The organism is Thalassococcus lentus, from assembly GCF_028023555.1.
GTDB classification, from domain to species: Bacteria; Pseudomonadota; Alphaproteobacteria; order Rhodobacterales; family Rhodobacteraceae; genus Thalassococcus_A; species Thalassococcus_A lentus.
Genome location: NZ_JAQIOY010000001.1, coordinates 240,880 through 258,721, shown reverse-complemented (window position 1 = coordinate 258,721; position 17,842 = coordinate 240,880). Strand labels below are relative to the sequence as shown.

18 protein-coding genes are annotated in these 17,842 nt (G+C 56.1%); 15 read left to right on the top strand and 3 right to left on the bottom strand.

The window, feature by feature from the left end:
* The first annotated feature begins 1 nt into the window (after position 1).
* The 8 genes from puhA to PFY00_RS01290 all read left to right on the top strand — a co-directional run bounded on the left by puhA (position 2) and on the right by PFY00_RS01290 (position 6,073).
* On the top strand, positions 2 to 781 hold the full coding sequence (gene puhA / locus PFY00_RS01325) for a photosynthetic reaction center subunit H (protein WP_271430716.1): 780 nt from the start codon (positions 2 to 4) through the stop codon (positions 779 to 781).
* A 69-nt stretch (positions 782 to 850) separates the two neighbouring features.
* Positions 851 to 1,486, top strand: a complete 636-nt coding sequence (gene puhB / locus PFY00_RS01320) for a photosynthetic complex putative assembly protein PuhB (RefSeq protein WP_271430715.1) — start codon at positions 851 to 853, stop codon at positions 1,484 to 1,486.
* Positions 1,487 to 1,495: 9 nt separating this feature from the next.
* Positions 1,496 to 1,954 (top strand): photosynthetic complex assembly protein PuhC, encoded by a 459-nt coding sequence (gene puhC / locus PFY00_RS01315; protein WP_271430714.1) that lies wholly within the window; start codon positions 1,496 to 1,498, stop codon positions 1,952 to 1,954.
* 15 nt (positions 1,955 to 1,969) lie between these two features.
* Positions 1,970 to 2,266 carry a hypothetical protein gene (locus PFY00_RS01310; RefSeq protein WP_271430713.1) on the top strand — a complete coding sequence of 99 codons (297 nt, stop codon included), beginning with the start codon at positions 1,970 to 1,972 and terminating at the stop codon, positions 2,264 to 2,266.
* Positions 2,263 to 3,405, top strand: a complete 1,143-nt coding sequence (gene acsF / locus PFY00_RS01305) for a magnesium-protoporphyrin IX monomethyl ester (oxidative) cyclase (protein ID WP_271430712.1) — start codon at positions 2,263 to 2,265, stop codon at positions 3,403 to 3,405. The genes PFY00_RS01310 and acsF overlap by 4 nt, the downstream gene beginning before the upstream one ends.
* Positions 3,406 to 3,502: 97 nt before the next feature.
* On the top strand, positions 3,503 to 4,315 hold the full coding sequence (puhE, locus tag PFY00_RS01300; protein ID WP_271431431.1) for a putative photosynthetic complex assembly protein PuhE: 813 nt from the start codon (positions 3,503 to 3,505) through the stop codon (positions 4,313 to 4,315).
* Positions 4,305 to 5,519 carry a 5-aminolevulinate synthase gene (hemA, locus tag PFY00_RS01295; RefSeq protein ID WP_271430711.1) on the top strand — a complete coding sequence of 405 codons (1,215 nt, stop codon included), beginning with the start codon at positions 4,305 to 4,307 and terminating at the stop codon, positions 5,517 to 5,519. Before puhE ends, hemA begins: the two co-directional genes overlap by 11 nt.
* Before the next feature lie 101 nt (positions 5,520 to 5,620).
* Entirely contained in the window at positions 5,621 to 6,073 is a 453-nt protein-coding gene (locus PFY00_RS01290; protein ID WP_271430710.1) for a c-type cytochrome, read from the top strand.
* A gap of 79 nt (positions 6,074 to 6,152) precedes the next feature.
* Here PFY00_RS01290 and PFY00_RS01285 read toward each other — a convergent pair whose 3' ends face one another.
* Positions 6,153 to 7,298 carry a polysaccharide biosynthesis/export family protein gene (locus PFY00_RS01285; RefSeq protein ID WP_271430709.1) on the bottom strand — a complete coding sequence of 382 codons (1,146 nt, stop codon included), beginning with the start codon at positions 7,296 to 7,298 and terminating at the stop codon, positions 6,153 to 6,155.
* A 63-nt stretch (positions 7,299 to 7,361) separates the two neighbouring features.
* Between PFY00_RS01285 and PFY00_RS01280 the strand changes: the two genes are divergently transcribed.
* Entirely contained in the window at positions 7,362 to 8,219 is an 858-nt protein-coding gene (locus PFY00_RS01280; protein WP_271430708.1) for an NAD-dependent epimerase/dehydratase family protein, read from the top strand.
* The gene (locus PFY00_RS01275; RefSeq protein WP_271430707.1) at positions 8,216 to 8,932 is read left to right on the top strand and encodes a sugar transferase; all 717 of its coding nucleotides are present in this window, start codon (positions 8,216 to 8,218) and stop codon (positions 8,930 to 8,932) included. Before PFY00_RS01280 ends, PFY00_RS01275 begins: the two co-directional genes overlap by 4 nt.
* Here the strand turns inward: PFY00_RS01275 and PFY00_RS01270 are convergent, their stop codons facing one another.
* On the bottom strand, positions 8,933 to 9,604 hold the full coding sequence (locus PFY00_RS01270) for a YjbF family lipoprotein (RefSeq protein ID WP_271430706.1): 672 nt from the start codon (positions 9,602 to 9,604) through the stop codon (positions 8,933 to 8,935).
* A gap of 2 nt (positions 9,605 to 9,606) precedes the next feature.
* Positions 9,607 to 11,706, bottom strand: coding sequence for a YjbH domain-containing protein (locus PFY00_RS01265; protein WP_271431430.1), 2,100 nt, complete (start codon positions 11,704 to 11,706; stop codon positions 9,607 to 9,609).
* A gap of 279 nt (positions 11,707 to 11,985) precedes the next feature.
* Between PFY00_RS01265 and PFY00_RS01260 the strand changes: the two genes are divergently transcribed.
* The 5 genes from PFY00_RS01260 (at position 11,986) to PFY00_RS01240 (ending at position 17,815) form a co-directional block, all read left to right on the top strand.
* Positions 11,986 to 12,819: a flagellar motor protein MotB gene (locus tag PFY00_RS01260; RefSeq protein ID WP_271430705.1), complete on the top strand. Its 834-nt coding sequence runs from the start codon at positions 11,986 to 11,988 to the stop codon at positions 12,817 to 12,819.
* A 95-nt stretch (positions 12,820 to 12,914) separates the two neighbouring features.
* Positions 12,915 to 14,216: a flagellar hook protein FlgE gene (locus tag PFY00_RS01255; RefSeq protein ID WP_271430704.1), complete on the top strand. Its 1,302-nt coding sequence runs from the start codon at positions 12,915 to 12,917 to the stop codon at positions 14,214 to 14,216.
* A gap of 34 nt (positions 14,217 to 14,250) precedes the next feature.
* Positions 14,251 to 15,699, top strand: a complete 1,449-nt coding sequence (gene flgK, locus PFY00_RS01250) for a flagellar hook-associated protein FlgK (RefSeq protein WP_271430703.1) — start codon at positions 14,251 to 14,253, stop codon at positions 15,697 to 15,699.
* Between the two features lie 11 nt (positions 15,700 to 15,710).
* Positions 15,711 to 16,709 carry a flagellin N-terminal helical domain-containing protein gene (locus PFY00_RS01245; RefSeq protein ID WP_271430702.1) on the top strand — a complete coding sequence of 333 codons (999 nt, stop codon included), beginning with the start codon at positions 15,711 to 15,713 and terminating at the stop codon, positions 16,707 to 16,709.
* The gene (locus PFY00_RS01240; RefSeq protein ID WP_271430701.1) at positions 16,706 to 17,815 is read left to right on the top strand and encodes a flagellar basal body P-ring protein FlgI; all 1,110 of its coding nucleotides are present in this window, start codon (positions 16,706 to 16,708) and stop codon (positions 17,813 to 17,815) included. Before PFY00_RS01245 ends, PFY00_RS01240 begins: the two co-directional genes overlap by 4 nt.
* The last annotated feature ends 27 nt before the right edge of the window (positions 17,816 to 17,842 follow it).

Genomic DNA, 17,842 nt, shown 5'->3' with positions numbered 1-17,842 from the left:
TATGACTGAAGACTATATTCTTGGGAACCTAGACCTCGCCAGCATCGCGCTCTGGCTGTTTTTCGCGTTTTTCGTGGGTCTGGTTATCTGGATCCAGCGCGAAAATCAGCGTGAAGGCTATCCGCTGATGGATGAAGACGGAACACAGGCAGATGCCGGTGGCGTTTTCCCGCTTCCTGAAGACAAGACCTTTATCTTGCCGCATGGCCGGGGCGAATACACCGTTCCATCCCAGCAGCCACCCGAACGCGAAGGTATTGATGCTTTGCTGACGCGCGACTTTGACAGTGGCGGCTTTCCCTTTGACCCGGCAGGCAATCCGCTGGCTGATGGCGTCGGACCTGCTGCTTGGGCCAACCGTCGCGATGAGCCTGAGCTGGATGCAAAGGGGCATCCCAAGATCGTTCCAATGGCTGGCCTAGACGCATTCCGCGTGGCCGCCGGACGCGACCCAAGAGGTCTGCCAGTGGTTGCTGGAGACGGCAAGATCGTCGGCAAGATTTCGGACATGTGGATCGACGAACCTGAGCAGTTGGTACGTTATCTCGAGATCGATCTTGATGGCGAATTTGGTGGTGGATCACGACTGGTTCCGCTGACTTTGGCTCGGATTCTGCGCAATCAGGTCAAGGTTCATTCCATCTACGGTGAGCACTTTGCCGGTGTGCCAACGATTAAGGCGACCGGTCAGGTGACCAAGCTCGAGGAAGAAAAGATCTGCGCCTACTACGGCGGCGGCAAGCTGTATGCCGACGCAAAGCGGCAAGAGCCTCAGATCTGATAACCACTGGCGGGCCGCTTTGGCGGCGGCCCGTCCCAGTCCATTACGGCCAATCGGGGGGTATCCGCTATGAGCCACGATGATTTTGCAACCGAGCCTGTTGAAGGTCTGCCAGAACTGCCGCCCGAGGGTGAACGGATTCTGTGGCAGGGTCGTCCCGCATGGTGGCAGCTGACTTGGGAAAGCCTCAGCGTGCCGTGGATTGCCGGATATTTTGTATTTCTCGCCCTTTGGCGATTTGGCGCAGTATTCGATCTGATGCCGTTCGGGCAAGCGGTCGGTGCCTCTGTACCCTTCCTGATCCTTGGTGCGCTGGTCATCGCTGGTCTGATGATTGTCGGCTTCGTGCAGGCGCGTTCGACCATGTACACCGTGACCAACAAGCGGATCGCAATGCGCATCGGCGCGGCGCTGACAGTGACGCTCAATCTGCCTTACACGCAGGTCAAAAATGCGTCTCTATCCCTGCGGAAAAATGGTACTGGGACGATCGCGATTGAACCCTCGTCAGAGATGCCACTGGGATACGCAATGTGCTGGCCGCATGTGCGCCCCTGGTACATTCGTAACACCCAGCCTGCGCTGCGGTGCATTCCTGAAGCGGAAAAAGTAGCCCGCATGATCGCAGACTCTGCCGAGGCACGTGTTTCCATGCCGCAGGTCGAACGAAATGACGTGGGTGCTGCCCCCGTCGCCGCGGAATAGGGGGGCACTATGGCAGAATCCACACGCATTCACGCGCCAGACAAAGAGCTTGTCCCACGCGCAATGGTTCGGCTGATGTTTGGCCTCGTCATGCTGTGCCTGTTGATGGTTTCGGCACATGTCTGGACCGGCCAACCTGTTGTTTCGGCACCACCAGACAGCGCAATCAAGGTTGAAAAGACTCTATTTCTTCAGGGTGAGATGTCTGGCGCCGCCCGAGTTCTTGATGCCAATGGCAGCGTCATCGCGGATCTTTCACCTGAACAGGGCGGGTTCCTTTCCGGGGTTTGGCGGGTGCTTCAGCGCGAACGAACCAAGGCAAGAACCGCACTCGATGGGCCGGTCATTGTACAGGCCTTTGACAATGGCCGCATGGCCATCACCGATCCAAGCACAGGCTGGTCTGCGGACCTGATGGGCTTTGGTCAGGATAATGCAGCCGCTTTCGCCAAGTTGCTGATCGATTAAAGAAAGGGAACCGGAATGGGACTTCTGACAAGAGAAATCGAACGTGCACCCTGCACCGTCGAGATCAGCCACAAATTCGAAAGCCTGCACGCGCATGTCCGTTTTAACAACGGTGCGGTGATCTATCCCGGCGACGAAGTCAAAGTGCAAGGGCCCGAGATAATGGCCCCCTTTGGCGAGATTGTACGCGAAGACCGCGAAGCAATCATCGTGCGGGCAAGCAAACTGGAACAGCTCTGGACCCGCCTGACAGGGGATCTGGAGGTCATGGAGCTGTGTGAATTTTCCTTCTCGGAGGAGGTGACGCTATGAACGTCCAGAACCAGAATGCCTATGAAGGCAAGCATACCGCTGACGCAACCACCGTCGAAGAGGGTTTGGCCATCCAGGAGGAACAGGCCAAATACGACGACGATTTCGCCACGAACACGGCGATGATGAACACACTGCTTACGCCGCGGTTCTACACAACTGATTTTGACGAACTGGACGCGATCGACGTATCCGGCGTGCGTGAAGATTGGGACAAACTGATCGAACAGATGGTTTCGGACCCGAACAAGGGTCACTTCAAGAAGAATGAAGCGTGGGATCACGTCGATTGGGACGGGATGGAACCTCAGTTAAAAAAGGAATTCATCGATTTCCTGATCAGTTCATGTACTGCCGAGTTTTCGGGCTGTGTTCTGTACAAAGAGATGAAGCGCCGCGGGAACAACAAGGACATCACCCAGTTGTTTCAACTCATGGCGCGGGATGAAGCCCGGCACGCCGGCTTTATCAACGACGCTCTGCGCGAGGCGGGTTTGCGGGTAAATCTGGGGTTCCTGACCCAGTCCAAGAAGTACACCTATTTCAGGCCCAAGTTTATCTACTACGCCACGTATCTGTCGGAAAAGATTGGCTACGCGCGCTACATCACGATCTTCCGCCACCTCGAGGCTAATCCGGAACTGCGTTTCCATCCGATTTTCAAATGGTTCGAAGAGTGGTGCAACGATGAGTTCAGCCACGGTGAAGCCTTTGCGCTGCTGATGAAGACGGACCCGAAGCTGACCAGCGGCAAAAACTTGCTCTGGATCAAGTTCTTCCTGACGGCGGTCTATGCAACCATGTACGTCCGAGATCACCAAAGACCGGCATTCCACAAGGCGCTGGGCGTTGACCCGGACTGGTATGCGCATGAAGTCTTTACCAAGACGAGCAAGCTGTCCGAACAGATTTTCCCGATCACCCTGGACATTGAGCACCCCCGTTGGCAGCCCACGCTGGAACGCCTTCATCGTGCCAATGTTCAGATCGCAAAAGCCAAAGAGGCAGGCGGGTTCGGTGGCAAGTTGAACCAGCTAATCGGAAGCGCCAAAGCGGCCATGTGCTTTGTGTCGCTCTACACGATCCCGGCCAAGAAACATCAGGTGCCGCAGAGCACACGATTGGAGCCGGCATACTGAGTGGTTTCGGCGCGCGATGCGCGCCGACCTGCTGGGGGCAAGCCGCCAGACCCCCATTTTGAGTATTTGAACAGAGAAGAAGGAACAAACCTGCGTGCTGACGGATCCATGGATCGCTGCCTTTGTGGCCCTGTTTCTCTGGTGGTTTTCCACCGGGGTTATCTTGATGGCGGTCAAATATGCTGACCGGCATGGGACACGAGCAGGTTTGATTGCGACTCTGGCGAGCTTGCCGCTTCTGGGCGTCGGAATCTGGGGTTTTGTTCTAACGGCTCAGAGTGCGAGCGCCGGGTCGGTTTATCACGCGTTTTTGTCAGCTTTGGCCATTTGGGGTTGGATCGAAATGGCGTTCCTTACAGGTACGGTCACTGGCCCGAACCGGCACGTTCTACCCCAGAGCGTGGCCCCTTGGGAAAGGTTCATCCGGGCGTGGGGCACGATAGCCTACCACGAGATGTTGCTGGCAGGCACAGTGATCACCATGGGCCTCTATGCGTGGAGCGCTGAAAACCCATTTGGGTTCTGGACTTTTGCGCTGCTCTTCGTGGCGCGCATTTCTGCCAAGCTGAACTTGTTCTTGGGGGTTCCCAAGATCAACACCGAATTTCTGCCCAGCGCATTGTCGCATCTGCCCAGCCATTTTCGGCACGCCAGCATGAATTGGCTGTTTCCTATTTCCGTCACTGCTTTGACCTTTGCAGTGGCGTGTTGGCTGGAGCGCATGGCTGCCAGCCCCTCAATTGCCGATGACATCGGCTTTGCCTTGCTGTCCGCGATGACGGCTTTGGCCTTGCTTGAACATTGGTTCATGGTCCTGCCTTTGCCGGACGAGAAACTCTGGCGCTGGATGTTGCCGGCGCCCAAAACTGAACGACAAAATACGACGACGGAGGACGCCCATGGACTTTGACAGCTTGTTCAATGCCCAGCTTGATACCCTGAAAGACGAAGGAAATTATCGAATTTTCGCCGAGCTGGAACGCAAGGTCGGGGCCTTTCCGAAAGCCAAGAGTCATGATGCCGATTGTCCGGATGAAGTGACGGTCTGGTGCTCGAATGACTACCTTGGAATGGGTCAGCACCCGAAGGTCGTCAAGGCGATGCAGGATGCTGTCGCCGCCTGTGGGTGTGGTGCGGGCGGTACGCGCAACATCAGCGGTACAAATCACCAGCACAAGCTTCTGGAGGCTGAGCTGGCCGATCTGCATGGCAAGGAAAGCGCTCTTCTGTTCACCAGTGGCTACGTGTCGAACTGGGCAGCGCTGAGCACGCTTGGGTCGCGTCTGCCGGATGCGGTGATCCTGTCGGATGAGCTGAACCACGCCAGCATGATCGAGGGTATTCGCCATGCACGGTGCCAGAAGATGATCTGGAAGCACAATGATCCCGAGGATCTGGATCGAAAACTGGCGTCCCTGCCCAGCAATGCGACCAAGATTGTTGCCTTTGAGTCGGTCTATTCGATGGATGGTGACATTTGTCCGATGCAGGAAATTGTCGAGGTTGCCGAAAAGCATGGAGCCATGACCTACCTGGACGAAGTGCACGCTGTTGGCATGTATGGCCCGCGCGGTGGCGGTCTTTCGGAGCAATTGGGGCTGCAGGATCGGATCACATTGATCGAAGGTACTTTGGGTAAGGCCTTTGGCGTTGTCGGTGGCTACGTGACTGGATCTGAAGCGCTGTGCGATTTCATTCGGTCTTTTGCCAGTGGCTTCATTTTTACAACGGCCCTGCCGCCAGCGGTTGCCAGTGCTGCACGGACGTCCATCGCGCATCTAAAAACCAGTGATGTTGAACGCGCACGACAAAAGCAGCAGGTGGCCAAACTTCGGATGCGTCTGGATCAACTGGGCATTCCACATCTGGACAACCCCAGCCACATCATTCCGGTGATGATCAAGGATCCGGTCAAATGTCGGCAGCTGGCTGACATTCTGATGCAGGACTACGGGATTTACGTACAGCCTATCAATTATCCGACTGTTCCAAAGGGCACGGAGCGCCTGCGCTTTACCCCCGGCCCGCTTCACAGCGATGAAGATATCGAACATCTGGTTATGGCGCTGACCACACTGTGGAAGCAGTGTGCCATCGCGCACGCGGTTGCCTGACCCGAATAGGCGGAAGGTCGCATGTTTTTGAACAGCTTGCGACTGTTGACTTTGGTCAAGCTGCGCTAGGTTGCGCCCAGAGACGTGAAAGGGAGAGTGTTATGAAGCTCAAAGTTATCATTGCCTGTACTGCCGCCACATTTGCGACTTCGGGCTTTGCCGAAGGCGATGCAGAGGCAGGTGCCAAGGCGTTCAACAAATGCAAATCGTGCCACATGATCGTTGACGACGCTGGCGAGGTTATCGTCAAGGGCGGTAAGACAGGTCCGAACCTTTACAACGTTGTGGGCCGCGCTGCCGGTTCCGTTGATGGTTTCCGGTATGGCAAGTCCACTGTCGCCGCGGGCGAAGCAGGCCTTGTCTGGGATGCCGAAACTCTGGCTGCATACATTCCGGATCCTACCGCGTTCCTGAAGGACTACCTTGATGACTCCAAGGCGCGTTCGAAAATGGCCAAGCAGCGCGTCAAGAACATCGAAGACCTGACCGCGTATCTCGTGTCGGTCAGCCCAGCGGCCGCCGAAATGGCGGAAGAGGCTGAAGCGACCAACTGATAACCGTCAGTTAGACGAAAATAAAAAAGGCGTGCTGAGGGGCACGCCTTTTTCTATGGAAATTTGCGATTTACCCGGGTCAGTTGACCACGTTTGCGACTTGTCCGGACAATCCGACGATCGAACCGATGAGGCTGAAAATCGTACGGGCGTTTGTCACTGGCGACTCTGTTGCAAGAACAGTGTCGTCGGGGTTGATCTCAAACTTACGTGCGGCAAAGAGGCCGTCTGCACTGGTCAGATCAAATGTGAAAACGACCTGCTGTTTGGTCGGGCCATAGCCACCGCCGCTGATCTGCTTGGCCGAATACTCGCGCAGCACCAGAACACCCTTTGGATCGGCGCGATCGTCAGACAGGCCGCCCATCAGTGACATCGCTTCGAGGGCGGTCAGGGTATCCTTTGGGAAGTAGATCAGATCTTCGGTGCCAGAGGCGCCCAAAGCGGTAAAGCTGCGTTCGTCCTGTTCGACGATTACACTGTCCCGCGGGTGCAGCAGCGCGTTCTTTGAGCCGTTTTTGTAGAGCTCTGACGCAGAAATCATATAGGTCTTGGACCCGCGCAGCAGTTTGACCCTTGGGTTACGCAAAGACGAAGGGATACCGCCAGCGTCCGCAAGAAGGCTCAGAATTTTGTAGTTGCGCGACGGCATCGGGTAGGCGCCCGGCTTAGCCACGCCAGTCACGGCGTCAACGGCATGATCGCGGCCTTGCTGCAGGCTAACCTGTACCTGAGCCGAAGGAACGATTGGTTCAAGACGCGACTGAATTTTGGAGCGCGCTCCGGATGTGGTCAGACCACGAACGCCAACCTTGTTCACGTAGGGAAGGAAGATCGAACCGTTGGCGTCGACCTCGACATCCTTGATCTCGGTGGATCGTTCGCCTGGGCTGGAAAGCAGAGAGTTTTCCTGGCTATCCCAGATCGTCACATTCAACCGATCACCGGTTCGAATGACAGACGAATTGCTGCCCGATGAAGTGCCGGGCCAATGGAAATGCCCATGCCAGCCGGTCTTGGGCCAGCTCATGATACCGGGGATGTTTTCACGGGTCACCGCGATAACTTCGAATGTCGGATTATCGGCTTGTTGCTCTTTCAAAACTTCGGATTGAAGAGCAGCACCGCGTGGCAGACTACAGGCGGATACAGCAAGCAAAGTGAGCAGGAGTGCCGTGACTCTGAGGATCGGTTTCAAAATGCCCCCCGACGCATTGTATGACATTGCAGCTTTTTAGCGCTTTCTATTGCTGATAGACAGTCTGGCGCACGAAAGAAAGTATTTTGAATGAATATCGTGGCAGGCACACCTCATACCCACAAGATTTTGGTATTGGGCGCAAACGGGCGCTTGGGGCGTATGGTGCGCGCGGTCTGGTCAAATCCACGATTTCAAGAGATTGAAGTTATTCCGGTTTCTCGTTTGGGTGATGTCGATGGCCGTGGGTTCGCTTGGAATCCGGGCGACGATTCAGGTGTCTTTCCACAGGTCGACGTGGTGCTTGCATTGTGGGGTGTAATCCGCGGCGATCCGCCGGTTTTAAAACAGAATGTTGTACTTGCCGAAAAAGCCATCGAGGTTGCCGAAAAAACAGGCGCCCAAACCCTGCTGCACGCATCAAGTGTTGCTGTCTATGCGTTTGGTGATGACGCGCTCTCAGAGGAATCGGAACTTGATCCAGTGTCACCCTATGGCCAGTCCAAACTCGAGATGGAGCGCATTGTTCTCAACCATCCGACGCAGGTTCGGCAGGTGCTGATGCGGATTGGAAATGTCGCGGGCACGCAAAGCCTGTTTGATAACCTTGCGAAGGGTCAAAGCATCACATTGGATCGCTTCTCGGACGGAACCGGACCTGTACGGTCTTTTATCGCACCGCATGATTTGGCCGCGTCTGTGTTGGCCTTAGCGGGTGACAACTCCGTTTCGGGACCTGTGAACATTGCTGCGCCGGGTGTGACGGCCATGGCTGATCTTGTGACCGCGGCGGGATGCCAGCTGGAATGGCGCGATGCGCCGACCAATGCCATCAAACATGTAGAGATGGACACCAGGCTGTTGCAGTCTGTTTGCCGTTTTCCTGATGAAAGTTCTCAAGCCGACTATCTCTTGCAAAGCGCGAGAGCGACAGGGGTATGGCCATGAGCCCTGCAGGCCAGAAAGCGTTCCGCATCTTTATCCTTCTGGTGCTTTTGATCGAGCTACCGGTCATGATCGCCTTGGTGCCAATCGTCGTTTTAGCCGGCGTTCTGTTGCCACGCGATCTGTTCTTCCGGCTTTGTGCGGGCGGTCTTTTCATATTGCTTCTGCCGCCAATAATCGTGGTTTCAGTTTTGGTTTTGGTCCGGGACGGTCGTCCGATCCTGTACCGCGCGGAACGCATGAAGGCGCCAGGAAAGCCGTTTAACCTTTTGAAATTCCGCACCATGAGTGTCGCTGAAACGGATTCCGGCGTCTCTGGTGGAGACAAGGTTTCGCGGATCACTCCGCTGGGGGCCTTTCTGCGGGATAAGCGATTGGATGAGTTGCCACAGCTGATCAACATCATGCGCGGAGACATCACATTCGTTGGCCCGCGCCCGCCCTTGCGCCGCTATGTCGAGATGTATCCAGATCTTTATGCGGACGTGCTTAAGGCGAAGCCGGGGATTACCGGGCTCGCTTCACTGATCTTTCATCGAACCGAAGAACGCCTGCTCGCGCCGTGCAATACGGCCGAGGAAACCGAGGACGTTTATTGCCGTCGCTGCATCCCTCGCAAGGCAAGACTCGACTTGATCTACGCAAACCGCCAAACGGTTTGCAGTGATTTCCGGGTGATGGTTGCGACCGTTGTGAAGCGGGTCAAAATGCACTGATCACAGGCGCAGTGGCTGGACCGTCAGGAACCCGATGGTCTGGCTGATCCACTGACGCGTGGTGAGGATCCGGCCGTGTCCATCGACAATGAACGTGTTTGTGACAGTGTATCCATCTGCATTGCTGCAAACGGCATTGACCGCTTCACCGGTCCCGTTCACTTCGCCAGCCTGCACAGGAACCTGTTGTCCCAGCGGTGTGACTGCGCAGTTCAGGTTCATGGTTGTTGTGACGTCTTCGGGTGTCAGGAAACGCATGGTGTAAGGCACATTGCCCGCCGTTCTGCGCCGGACCTGTGAAATCAAGGCGTCTGCATCAGAAGACATCAAGTCGCCGCCCAGACCGCGCGATCCGGTAATCACGCCATCCTTGATAACGATCAGTTGGCGTGCAGCATTGCCAAAGCTCTGGTGGCCGCGGTTCCGTTCTATTTCGACCATCAGGAACTGGGCCTTGGTGGATTCCCAGACAAACAGATTCACGGGGGCCTGTGTCGAAGCCAAAACCTGCGACATCTGCTCGGCGCTCACGCCGACGGGGCCTGCCTTTTTGGCGGCAAACGCAGCGGGGATCGCCTTGAGCATCGCGGCGGCGTCTCTGTTCCCATTGCCGCAGGCAGAAAGGGCAAGCACGGCCGCGAATGCGGTGGCTGTTTTGATCAAGCCGGTCATGTTCATCGCCAGAACCTTCCCCAAGTTTTTGCTGCATCCGGTTCATGGTAGTCGCGGACTTGTTCGTACAGGCGGCCATTCACATTCAGACGCGAGCCACCGTCACGCGACAACGATTGCAGCGTGATGGTATTGGCCTGACGGGATGGTTTGCCAAGGAAGCTGGCGATCGGAATGGTAAAGCGCAGACCCTTGTCGAACGATCCCTCGCCGAAGTCTTCGAAAGAAGCGTTGGTGACGGTTGCATAGGCCCCGACGCGCCAGCCGTTTGCAAATTCACGATCCAGCGAAAGGGTCGCGCCATAGTCGCCTGCAAGATAGCGGCCGACGTCAACCTGACCGTGATAGCCGTTGCCAAAGTCATAGTAGGCGGACAGGTGGCCGTTGACGTTGGGAATTTCGCGGCGGGCACCGGTGACAGGGTCTGTTGTGATCATATCCTGCACGCCGAACAACTGATCAAAATCGCGGCGCAGGATGTAGTTCACCTCAGCCCCAAATGCCAAACGGCTGTTTGTTGGCTTCCACAGCAGTTCGGCCGAGGCGCCAGCATACATTGTTTCAAGATAGCCAAGTGTCAGACGGCCATAGAGGTTTTTGCCTGGCCGACCGTACATGGCCAATGTCAGGTGCTCGATTGCAGGATCACCCTGTGCCGAGTAGAGACCCCGGTCTGTCCGAACGCGCGGCAGATTGGATTTGTCTCCACGCACAACCTGATCGAGGTTCCCGGTCAGTTTCTTCGTAACCGAGCCCGACAGAATGATATTTGGCGTGATTTCAAACTTGCCCTTGGCCCGCACGCCTGCATCGCCCGAAATTGGATTGTCCGGATCAAAGAAAGACAAGTTCACATAGGGCGCAACAGACCAGGTGAATTTCGGATAAACGCCCGGATCGGCCTTGGGTGCGATCCCAAAGGCATCGACGATTGACGTGCGCGCCAGAATCTCTGTCGCGGCTTCGTGCTCCAGTGCTTCGACGTCACTACGCTTGAGCACGACAGCGGACATCGGCATGCCGTTGACAACAGGGACGATGACAAATTCTTCGACTGACGCGGGCAACGAACGCGTCATGGCGCGTGCCGTGCGCCCGATCGCTTGTGCCGGGGCACCGTAACGTGGGTTGCGCAGCCGTACGGTCGCGCGGGTCGGTTCCAGCTGCAGCGCTTCGATGATCAGGTCGTCTTTGGCCGCCAGCTGCGTGAGCCCGGTTTGCGCAGATGCTTTGCGCGTCGGGTCAGTGGTCCACCCCAAATCGCTGGCCGAGCCTGCAACACGTGGCTGAACCGGCAGCGGTGACGATTCAATGCCGCCCGGGATGCCGAGCGTTTTCGGGTTCGTCACAAGCGAGAATTGAGCGCCGATTTCATTGCCATAGGCATAATAAAGCGACATTTGCGTACCGCTCTTGAAACGGTAATCGACGCCAAAGTTCCAAGGGCTTTCACGCTTCATCCGCCCGCGACCGGTCTCAAACGCATAGTCGTCTGAACTGTATTCTGCACTGAACCGAAGCCGATCATTGGGCGCATAGCTGATGCCGCCAAATGCAGACATGTCGCCGCGGAACCAACGGTCGTATGTTGGCAAGCCGCCTTCACCAAGGATCACATTCGGCCGAACACCGGTGGTTCCGATTGGATTGTAGCTGCCCAATCTGCCCCAGCCGAGGCCACCAGTGACCTGAAGACCGGGCGCAAGACGCTTGGATGCAACGAGATATTCGCCACCGTAGAGGCCAGTGCCGATGAAATCCTGAAGGCCGATTGTTACGGCTGGGCGCAAATCTGTTTCGGTCAGGATCTGGTACCGCAGATCAAAACTGCGGTCATAGTAGACGCCGTTCTTGCTGCGTGGGTGGTTGAAATTGCTGATAGCGGTGTAGCGGAAGCTACCGGACAGGCGCGGTGAAATCTGGAATGTCAGCGTGGTTCGGCGGCTGTCGCCCAACAAGGCGAGTGTCGCAGCAATCGTTCCGTCTGGCAGTGCATCCGCCGTCGGCATATCGATCAGACCCGGAACGCCATACAAGTTCAGGCTTGGCGCATCACGACCACTTTGGGCTTGGGCAGCGACCGCGGCTGTACAGAGCGCCATTGCAGCGCTGACGCGGAAAATTGCTGTTCGAAAAATCGGCTTTTTCAATGGACCATTCCCTTTAGCGGAAATCTGACGTTTGCACCATCAATAGTGCTAGAGGTTTTGGGAAACACTGTCCATTGCCCACCTCACTCTAGGGCACCCTTGTGGGAAAATCGGCACGCTTGCGCTGACGCTTTGGCCAAGGCGCTAAATTAACGGAACATTTTGAATCATTAAGTCGCTGGTAACACCGCAGAGGCTACACCGAACTTGGTGGGAGAAAAGGTGGTGGAGATGAGTGGCGACAGCAATGTTGCGCCGATCATCATCAAACGAAAGAAGGTCGTGGCCGGGGACGGTCACCATGGTGGCGCATGGAAAGTCGCATATGCGGATTTCGTGACAGCCATGATGGCTTTCTTTCTGCTGATGTGGCTATTGAACGCAACGACAGAAAAACAGCGCAAGGGTATCGCGGACTACTTCAGTCCGACAATTGCGATGACTCGTGTGTCAGGCGGTGGGGATGGCGCGTTGGGCGGAGACTCTGTCTTTGCGGAAAACACGCTTCCACGGGTTGGCACAGGCGCGACGATGCTAAGGGCATCCCCCGATTCAGCGGCACGTGGCAGTTTTTCCGAAGGAGAAGAACAAGATCGGGCGGCCGAAGACGAACAGTTCAAACAGGTCGAAGATGTCCTGATGGGCCGCGGTGGCGAAAGCATGGTCGCGGACGAAACGCTCAAGCATATCGTGACGCGGGTAACAGACGAAGGACTGATTATCGAGCTGTTCGAAACAGAGGATGTTCAGCTGTTCGAAGACAAGACAAAACCAACGGCATTGCTTCGTGATATTGCGCAGGTGGTGACAAACGCAGCCGGGTTTGTGACCAATCAAATCGCAATCGAAGGGCATACGGCAGCTTTTCCGCTTGTTCTGGCTGAAGATCCTGCATGGACGGTCTCTAGTCAAAGAGCGGTCGTGTTTCGCGAACTCATGAAGGCCCAAGGTCTAGAGGGTAAACGAGTCCAGCGGGTGACAGCCTATGCTGATCGCGAACCGTCACGCCGAAATCCGATGGACTACAGGAACAACCGGCTCGAGATTATCTTCCTCAGGGAATAACCTCAAACTCTGTTGGATTTTAGCTGTTAGCGCTGCGTTAAACAGACAGGCCTATCTGTTGTCGGAAATTAAATTCGACAGCAGAAAGGCGTGTCATGACGATTTCTTCCTCTCTCAATGCCGGTGTCGCGGGCTTGGCCGCAAACGCAACGCGGCTGGGAACCATTTCAGACAATATCGCGAATTCGGCAACCAATGGATACAAGCGAGTCGAAACCGATTTTCAATCGATGGTCATCGGGTCAATTGGCGGGACATACACCGCAGGCGGTGTGCGCACGACCACGCAGCGGCTCATCGATGAGTCCGGCGCCTTGGTCGCCACGAACAGCGCAACCGATCTTGCGGTGCGGGGCAGGGGCTTTTTGCCGGTTGCACAGGCGACCGAAGTATTGGCCGGCAACGGCGATGCGCAGATGTTTCTGGCGTCAACTGGTTCGTTCCGGGTCGATGCCGATGGCTACCTGAGAACGCAATCCGGCCTGCTGCTTTTGGGTTGGGAAGCGAATGCAGATGGCACGATCCCAACGAATGCCAGGGACAGCGCCGATTCACTGCAACCTGTCCAGATCGCGCTGAACCAATTCCTGAGTGAACCAACGACCGCTGTTACTCTGGGCGTGAACCTTCCGGCTACAGAAACCTATTCCAGCGCCAGTGGCGATGCGCTGACACTGCCTGTGGAATATTTTGACAATTTTGGCCGATCTGAAAACCTGACTGTGACGTTCACGCCGTCCGTTCCGGCGACAGGGGCGTCCAACGAATGGAACGTGACAATCACGGATTCTGCCAGCGCTGGCGCCGTGGTTGGTGAATACACGGTCACATTCAACGACACCCAGGCGGATGGTGGCACACTCGGGGCAGTTACGGATATTTCTGGCGGGGCTTATGATGCCAGCACTGGCTCGGTGATCGTAAACGTGGCCGGTGGGCCCATTGAAATCACCATTGGCACCCCCGGCTCGAACGGAGGGCTAACACAACGATCGGATTCCTTTGCTCCGTTGAATATCGCCAAAGATGGCTCACCCGCTGGGAACATGACGTCAGTTGAGGTGGATGCAAATGGGTTTGTTCATGCCTTTTTTGACACCGGAATTACGCAGATCATTTTCCAGGTTCCGCTCGTTGATGTGCCAAATCCAAATGGAATGGTTGCGCTTGATAACCAGCTCTACATGCCGTCGCCAGAAAGCGGCAGCCTGTTCCTCTGGGACGCTGGAGATGGGCCAACTGGTGATATCGTGGCGTTCGCACGTGAAGAAAGCACAACCGATGTGGCCAGCGAACTGACCGATATGATCCAGACCCAGCGTGCCTATTCATCGAACGCCAAAGTCATCCAGACGGTCGATGAAATGCTGCAGGAAACCACCAACATCAAACGTTAACGCCCTGACGCAATCCATCTGAGGAGACTGGTCCATGTCACTTTCTGGCGCCTTGTTCAACGCGTTCAGCGGGCTCACTGCCAACGCAAGAGCCGCGGCTGTCGTGTCGACAAATATTTCGAACGCGACGACCGAAGGCTATGGAAGACGGTCGCTGGATTTATCAGCGAACTCTACTGGTGGGTATGGTGGTGTTCGTGTTGATGGCGTCCAGCGACATGTGGACCCGGTGGTTTTGGCGGATCGAAGGCTGTCAGATGCCCAACTGGGGCAGGGCGGCGCCCTTTTGAACCATGCCACCACCTTAGAGTCTCTTGTGGGCGAAAGCGGGGCGCCGGGTTCTTTGACGGTTGCTTTGGCAGAGTTTGAAACTGCCCTGATTTCGGCTGCTTCAAATCCGGCTGCTGTCCAACGGTTGGAAACGGTGGCCTACAAAGCAGATGGACTGGCTGACAAACTGAACGCCATTTCCAATGGAATTCAGAAATCGCGGGAACAGGCCGACCAATCTATTGCAACGCAGGTGGAAACACTAAACCGTACACTGGAACGGGTGCAGGTCATAAACCGTGATCTGGTTCGTTCGGCTGGTGGCAATCAGGATATGGGCGCTTTGCTGGATGAGCGTCAAAAGCTGGTTGATGCAATCGCTGAAATTGTTCCACTTCGTGTTGTCGAAAGGGACAGAGGTGAAATTGCCATTTTCACAACAGGTGGCGCTGCCCTGTTGGATGGTCAGGTTCGCACAATCGGATTCACGCAAACCAGCACGATTGAGGCGGGTATGACCCAATCCTCCGGCGCTCTCTCTGGTTTGACTCTGGCCGGTTATGACGTCTCGACGGATCAAAAGGGCTTGTTCCGTGGCGGAAGCCTCGCGGCTCAATTTGAGATCCGTGACGAACGTGCTGTCGAAACACAGGCCAACTTGGATGCAATTGCCCGGGATTTGGCAGAGCGATTTGGTCCCGGCGGGCCAGATACAACCCTGATCGCAGGCGATCCCGGGTTGTTCACCGACGCCGGGATAGCGTTTGACCCGGTGAATGAGGTTGGGCTCTCTGCCCGAATTTCCCTGAATGATTTGGTTGCACCCGGCAGTGGTGAAGTTTGGAGACTACGCGACGGTTTGGCTGCAAACAGTCAAGGACCCGTTGGCGAAGCGCGGCTGCTCCAAGCATACACGACGGCCCTGAGCGATAGCCGGCTGCCAGCCTCGGGATCCTTGCCTGCCATGGCGCAAAACGTGGCGGATCATTTGTCCACATTTGCCTCGTCGATTGCGGGCGATCGGGTCCGCTTTGAAGACGACCAAACCTATTTCGTGGCTCAAAACACAGCGCTTACTGAGCTTGAGCTGGCAGGCGGCGTAAACACTGACCAAGAGCTGCAGTCCTTGCTCGAAGTCGAGAAGAGCTACGCCGCAAACGCAAAAGTCATGTCGGTGGTTGATGATCTCATCAAACGCCTTCTGAACATTTGAGGAGATGAGCGATGGAAGCATTTGGAGATCTTGCGCGGTCGCTTGTCATGCGCAGTAGCCAACTTCGGTTGCGTGATCAGGTCGATCAACTGGCAACAGAACTAACCACTGGCACTGTCGCCGATCCCGCCCGTCATTTGGCTGGCGACACGACCCTGTTGAATACTCTGGATCGGAGCCTTGCACAGCTGAACGCCTACGAGACAGCAACGTCAGAAGTGCAATTGATCGCCAGCAGTATGCAAACCGCGCTTGGCGGGATTCAGGAACAGACAGAACAGCTGTCGCAATCTTTGATAACGGCTGATTTGAACCCGTCCGACACGACGCTCAATTCATTTTCAGACAATGCGCGACAAACTCTTGGGAACGTTCTGGACAAATTGAACACGTCGATTGGCGGGCGGTTCCTGTTTTCGGGAATCCGGTCGGATCAGCCTGCGGTGAACGGTATCGACGACATGATGGATGCCCTTCGCACTCAGTTGACCGGAACGACAGACCTTGCCTCGATCAATGCCGCGTTGGACGGCTTCTTTGCACCGGGGGGCGCCTTCGAAACAGTGATCTATTCGGGCTCTGACACAGGTCTCGCACCGGTTGGCCTGAGCCAAAATGAAAGCGTGTCAATCGACGTCCGGGCCGATGGGGATGCACTGCGCGGATTGCTCAGGCCTTTGGCCTTGGCGGCAATTGCGGGGGATGAGGTCTTGGCATTCGATATGGGCATCAAGCAAGACATGCTTACATCGGCCTCGCTTGGCATGATCGATGAAATGCAGTCCTTTGTGGGTCTGCGGGCAGACGTTGGCAGTGTTGAGGCGCGCATCGCCGACAGCGCGACGCGGAATGCGTCAGAGCGGTCCGCCATCAGTCTGGCGAAACTTGAACTGATTGAAGCGGACCCGTTTGAAACCGCAACGCGATATGAATCCGCGCGTTCCCAGCTCGAAACCCTCTACGCGGTTACAGCGCGGTCTCAGCGTCTCTCATTGGTGGACTTCCTATGACCAGTATTCGGACGATCCTTTTTGCATTGATTTCACTATGCCTCGTTTCGACCGCTTCGGCGCAATCTGTTCGCATCAAAGATCTGGTCGAAGTCGACGGGGTGCGTTCGAACGACCTTGTTGGATATGGGCTGGTTGTTGGCCTGAACGGGACCGGAGACGGGCTTCGCAACGCGCCATTTACCGAAGAAATCATGACCAACATTCTTGAACGGCTGGGCGTGAATGTCACCGGTGAACAATTTCGCCCGCGGAACGTTGCCGCCGTGTTTGTGACGGGTCGGTTGCCTGCATTTGCCCGCGCAGGCAGTCAGATCGATGTCACGGTTTCCGCAATCGGTGATGCCAAAAGCCTGTTGGGTGGCACACTGATCATGACCCCACTCAACGCAGCTGATGGCGAAATCTATGCGGTCGCTCAAGGTACGGTCATTGCGGGTGGAGTCGAAGCCGAAGGCGAAGGGGCACGCGTTGTGCAGGGTGTTCCAACTGCCGGTGTCATTCCTTCGGGTGCTCGGATTGAACGCGAGGTGGAATTCGATTTCACGCAATTGTCTACGCTGAGATTGGCATTGCGCGAACCGGACTTTACCACCGCCGCACGGATTGAGGATGTCATCAACCGGCGGGTGGGTAGGCAGGCAGCGACAATGCTAGACGCCGGAACAATAACCGTCGATTTGCGCCGCACGGGCGTTGCATCGCCCGCACGGGCCGTGGTCGCAATTGAAAACCTGTCTGTTGAACCGGAACGTCGTGCGCGCGTTGTCGTAGACCAGAGGTCTGGAACGATTGTTATGGGTTCGGATGTTCGTTTGTCGCGAGTCGCAGTTTCGCAAGGGAATCTGACCCTGCGCATAGAAGAAGCGCCACTCGCCATTCAGCCCAATCCATTCGCCGAGGGTGAAACCGTGATTGTACCGCGTACGGGCGCCGGAATCGAAGAAGAGCCGGGTATCGGTCTGGCCGAGGTACCCGGGGGCACCTCGTTGTCAGAAGTGATCGCAGGATTGAATGCACTGGGCGTCAGCCCGAGAGACATGATTGATATCCTGAAAAGCATCAAAGCTGCAGGCGCTCTGCATGCAGAATTCCTTGTCATGTGACGGGGTTTCGTTCCCGCCCTGAGGAAT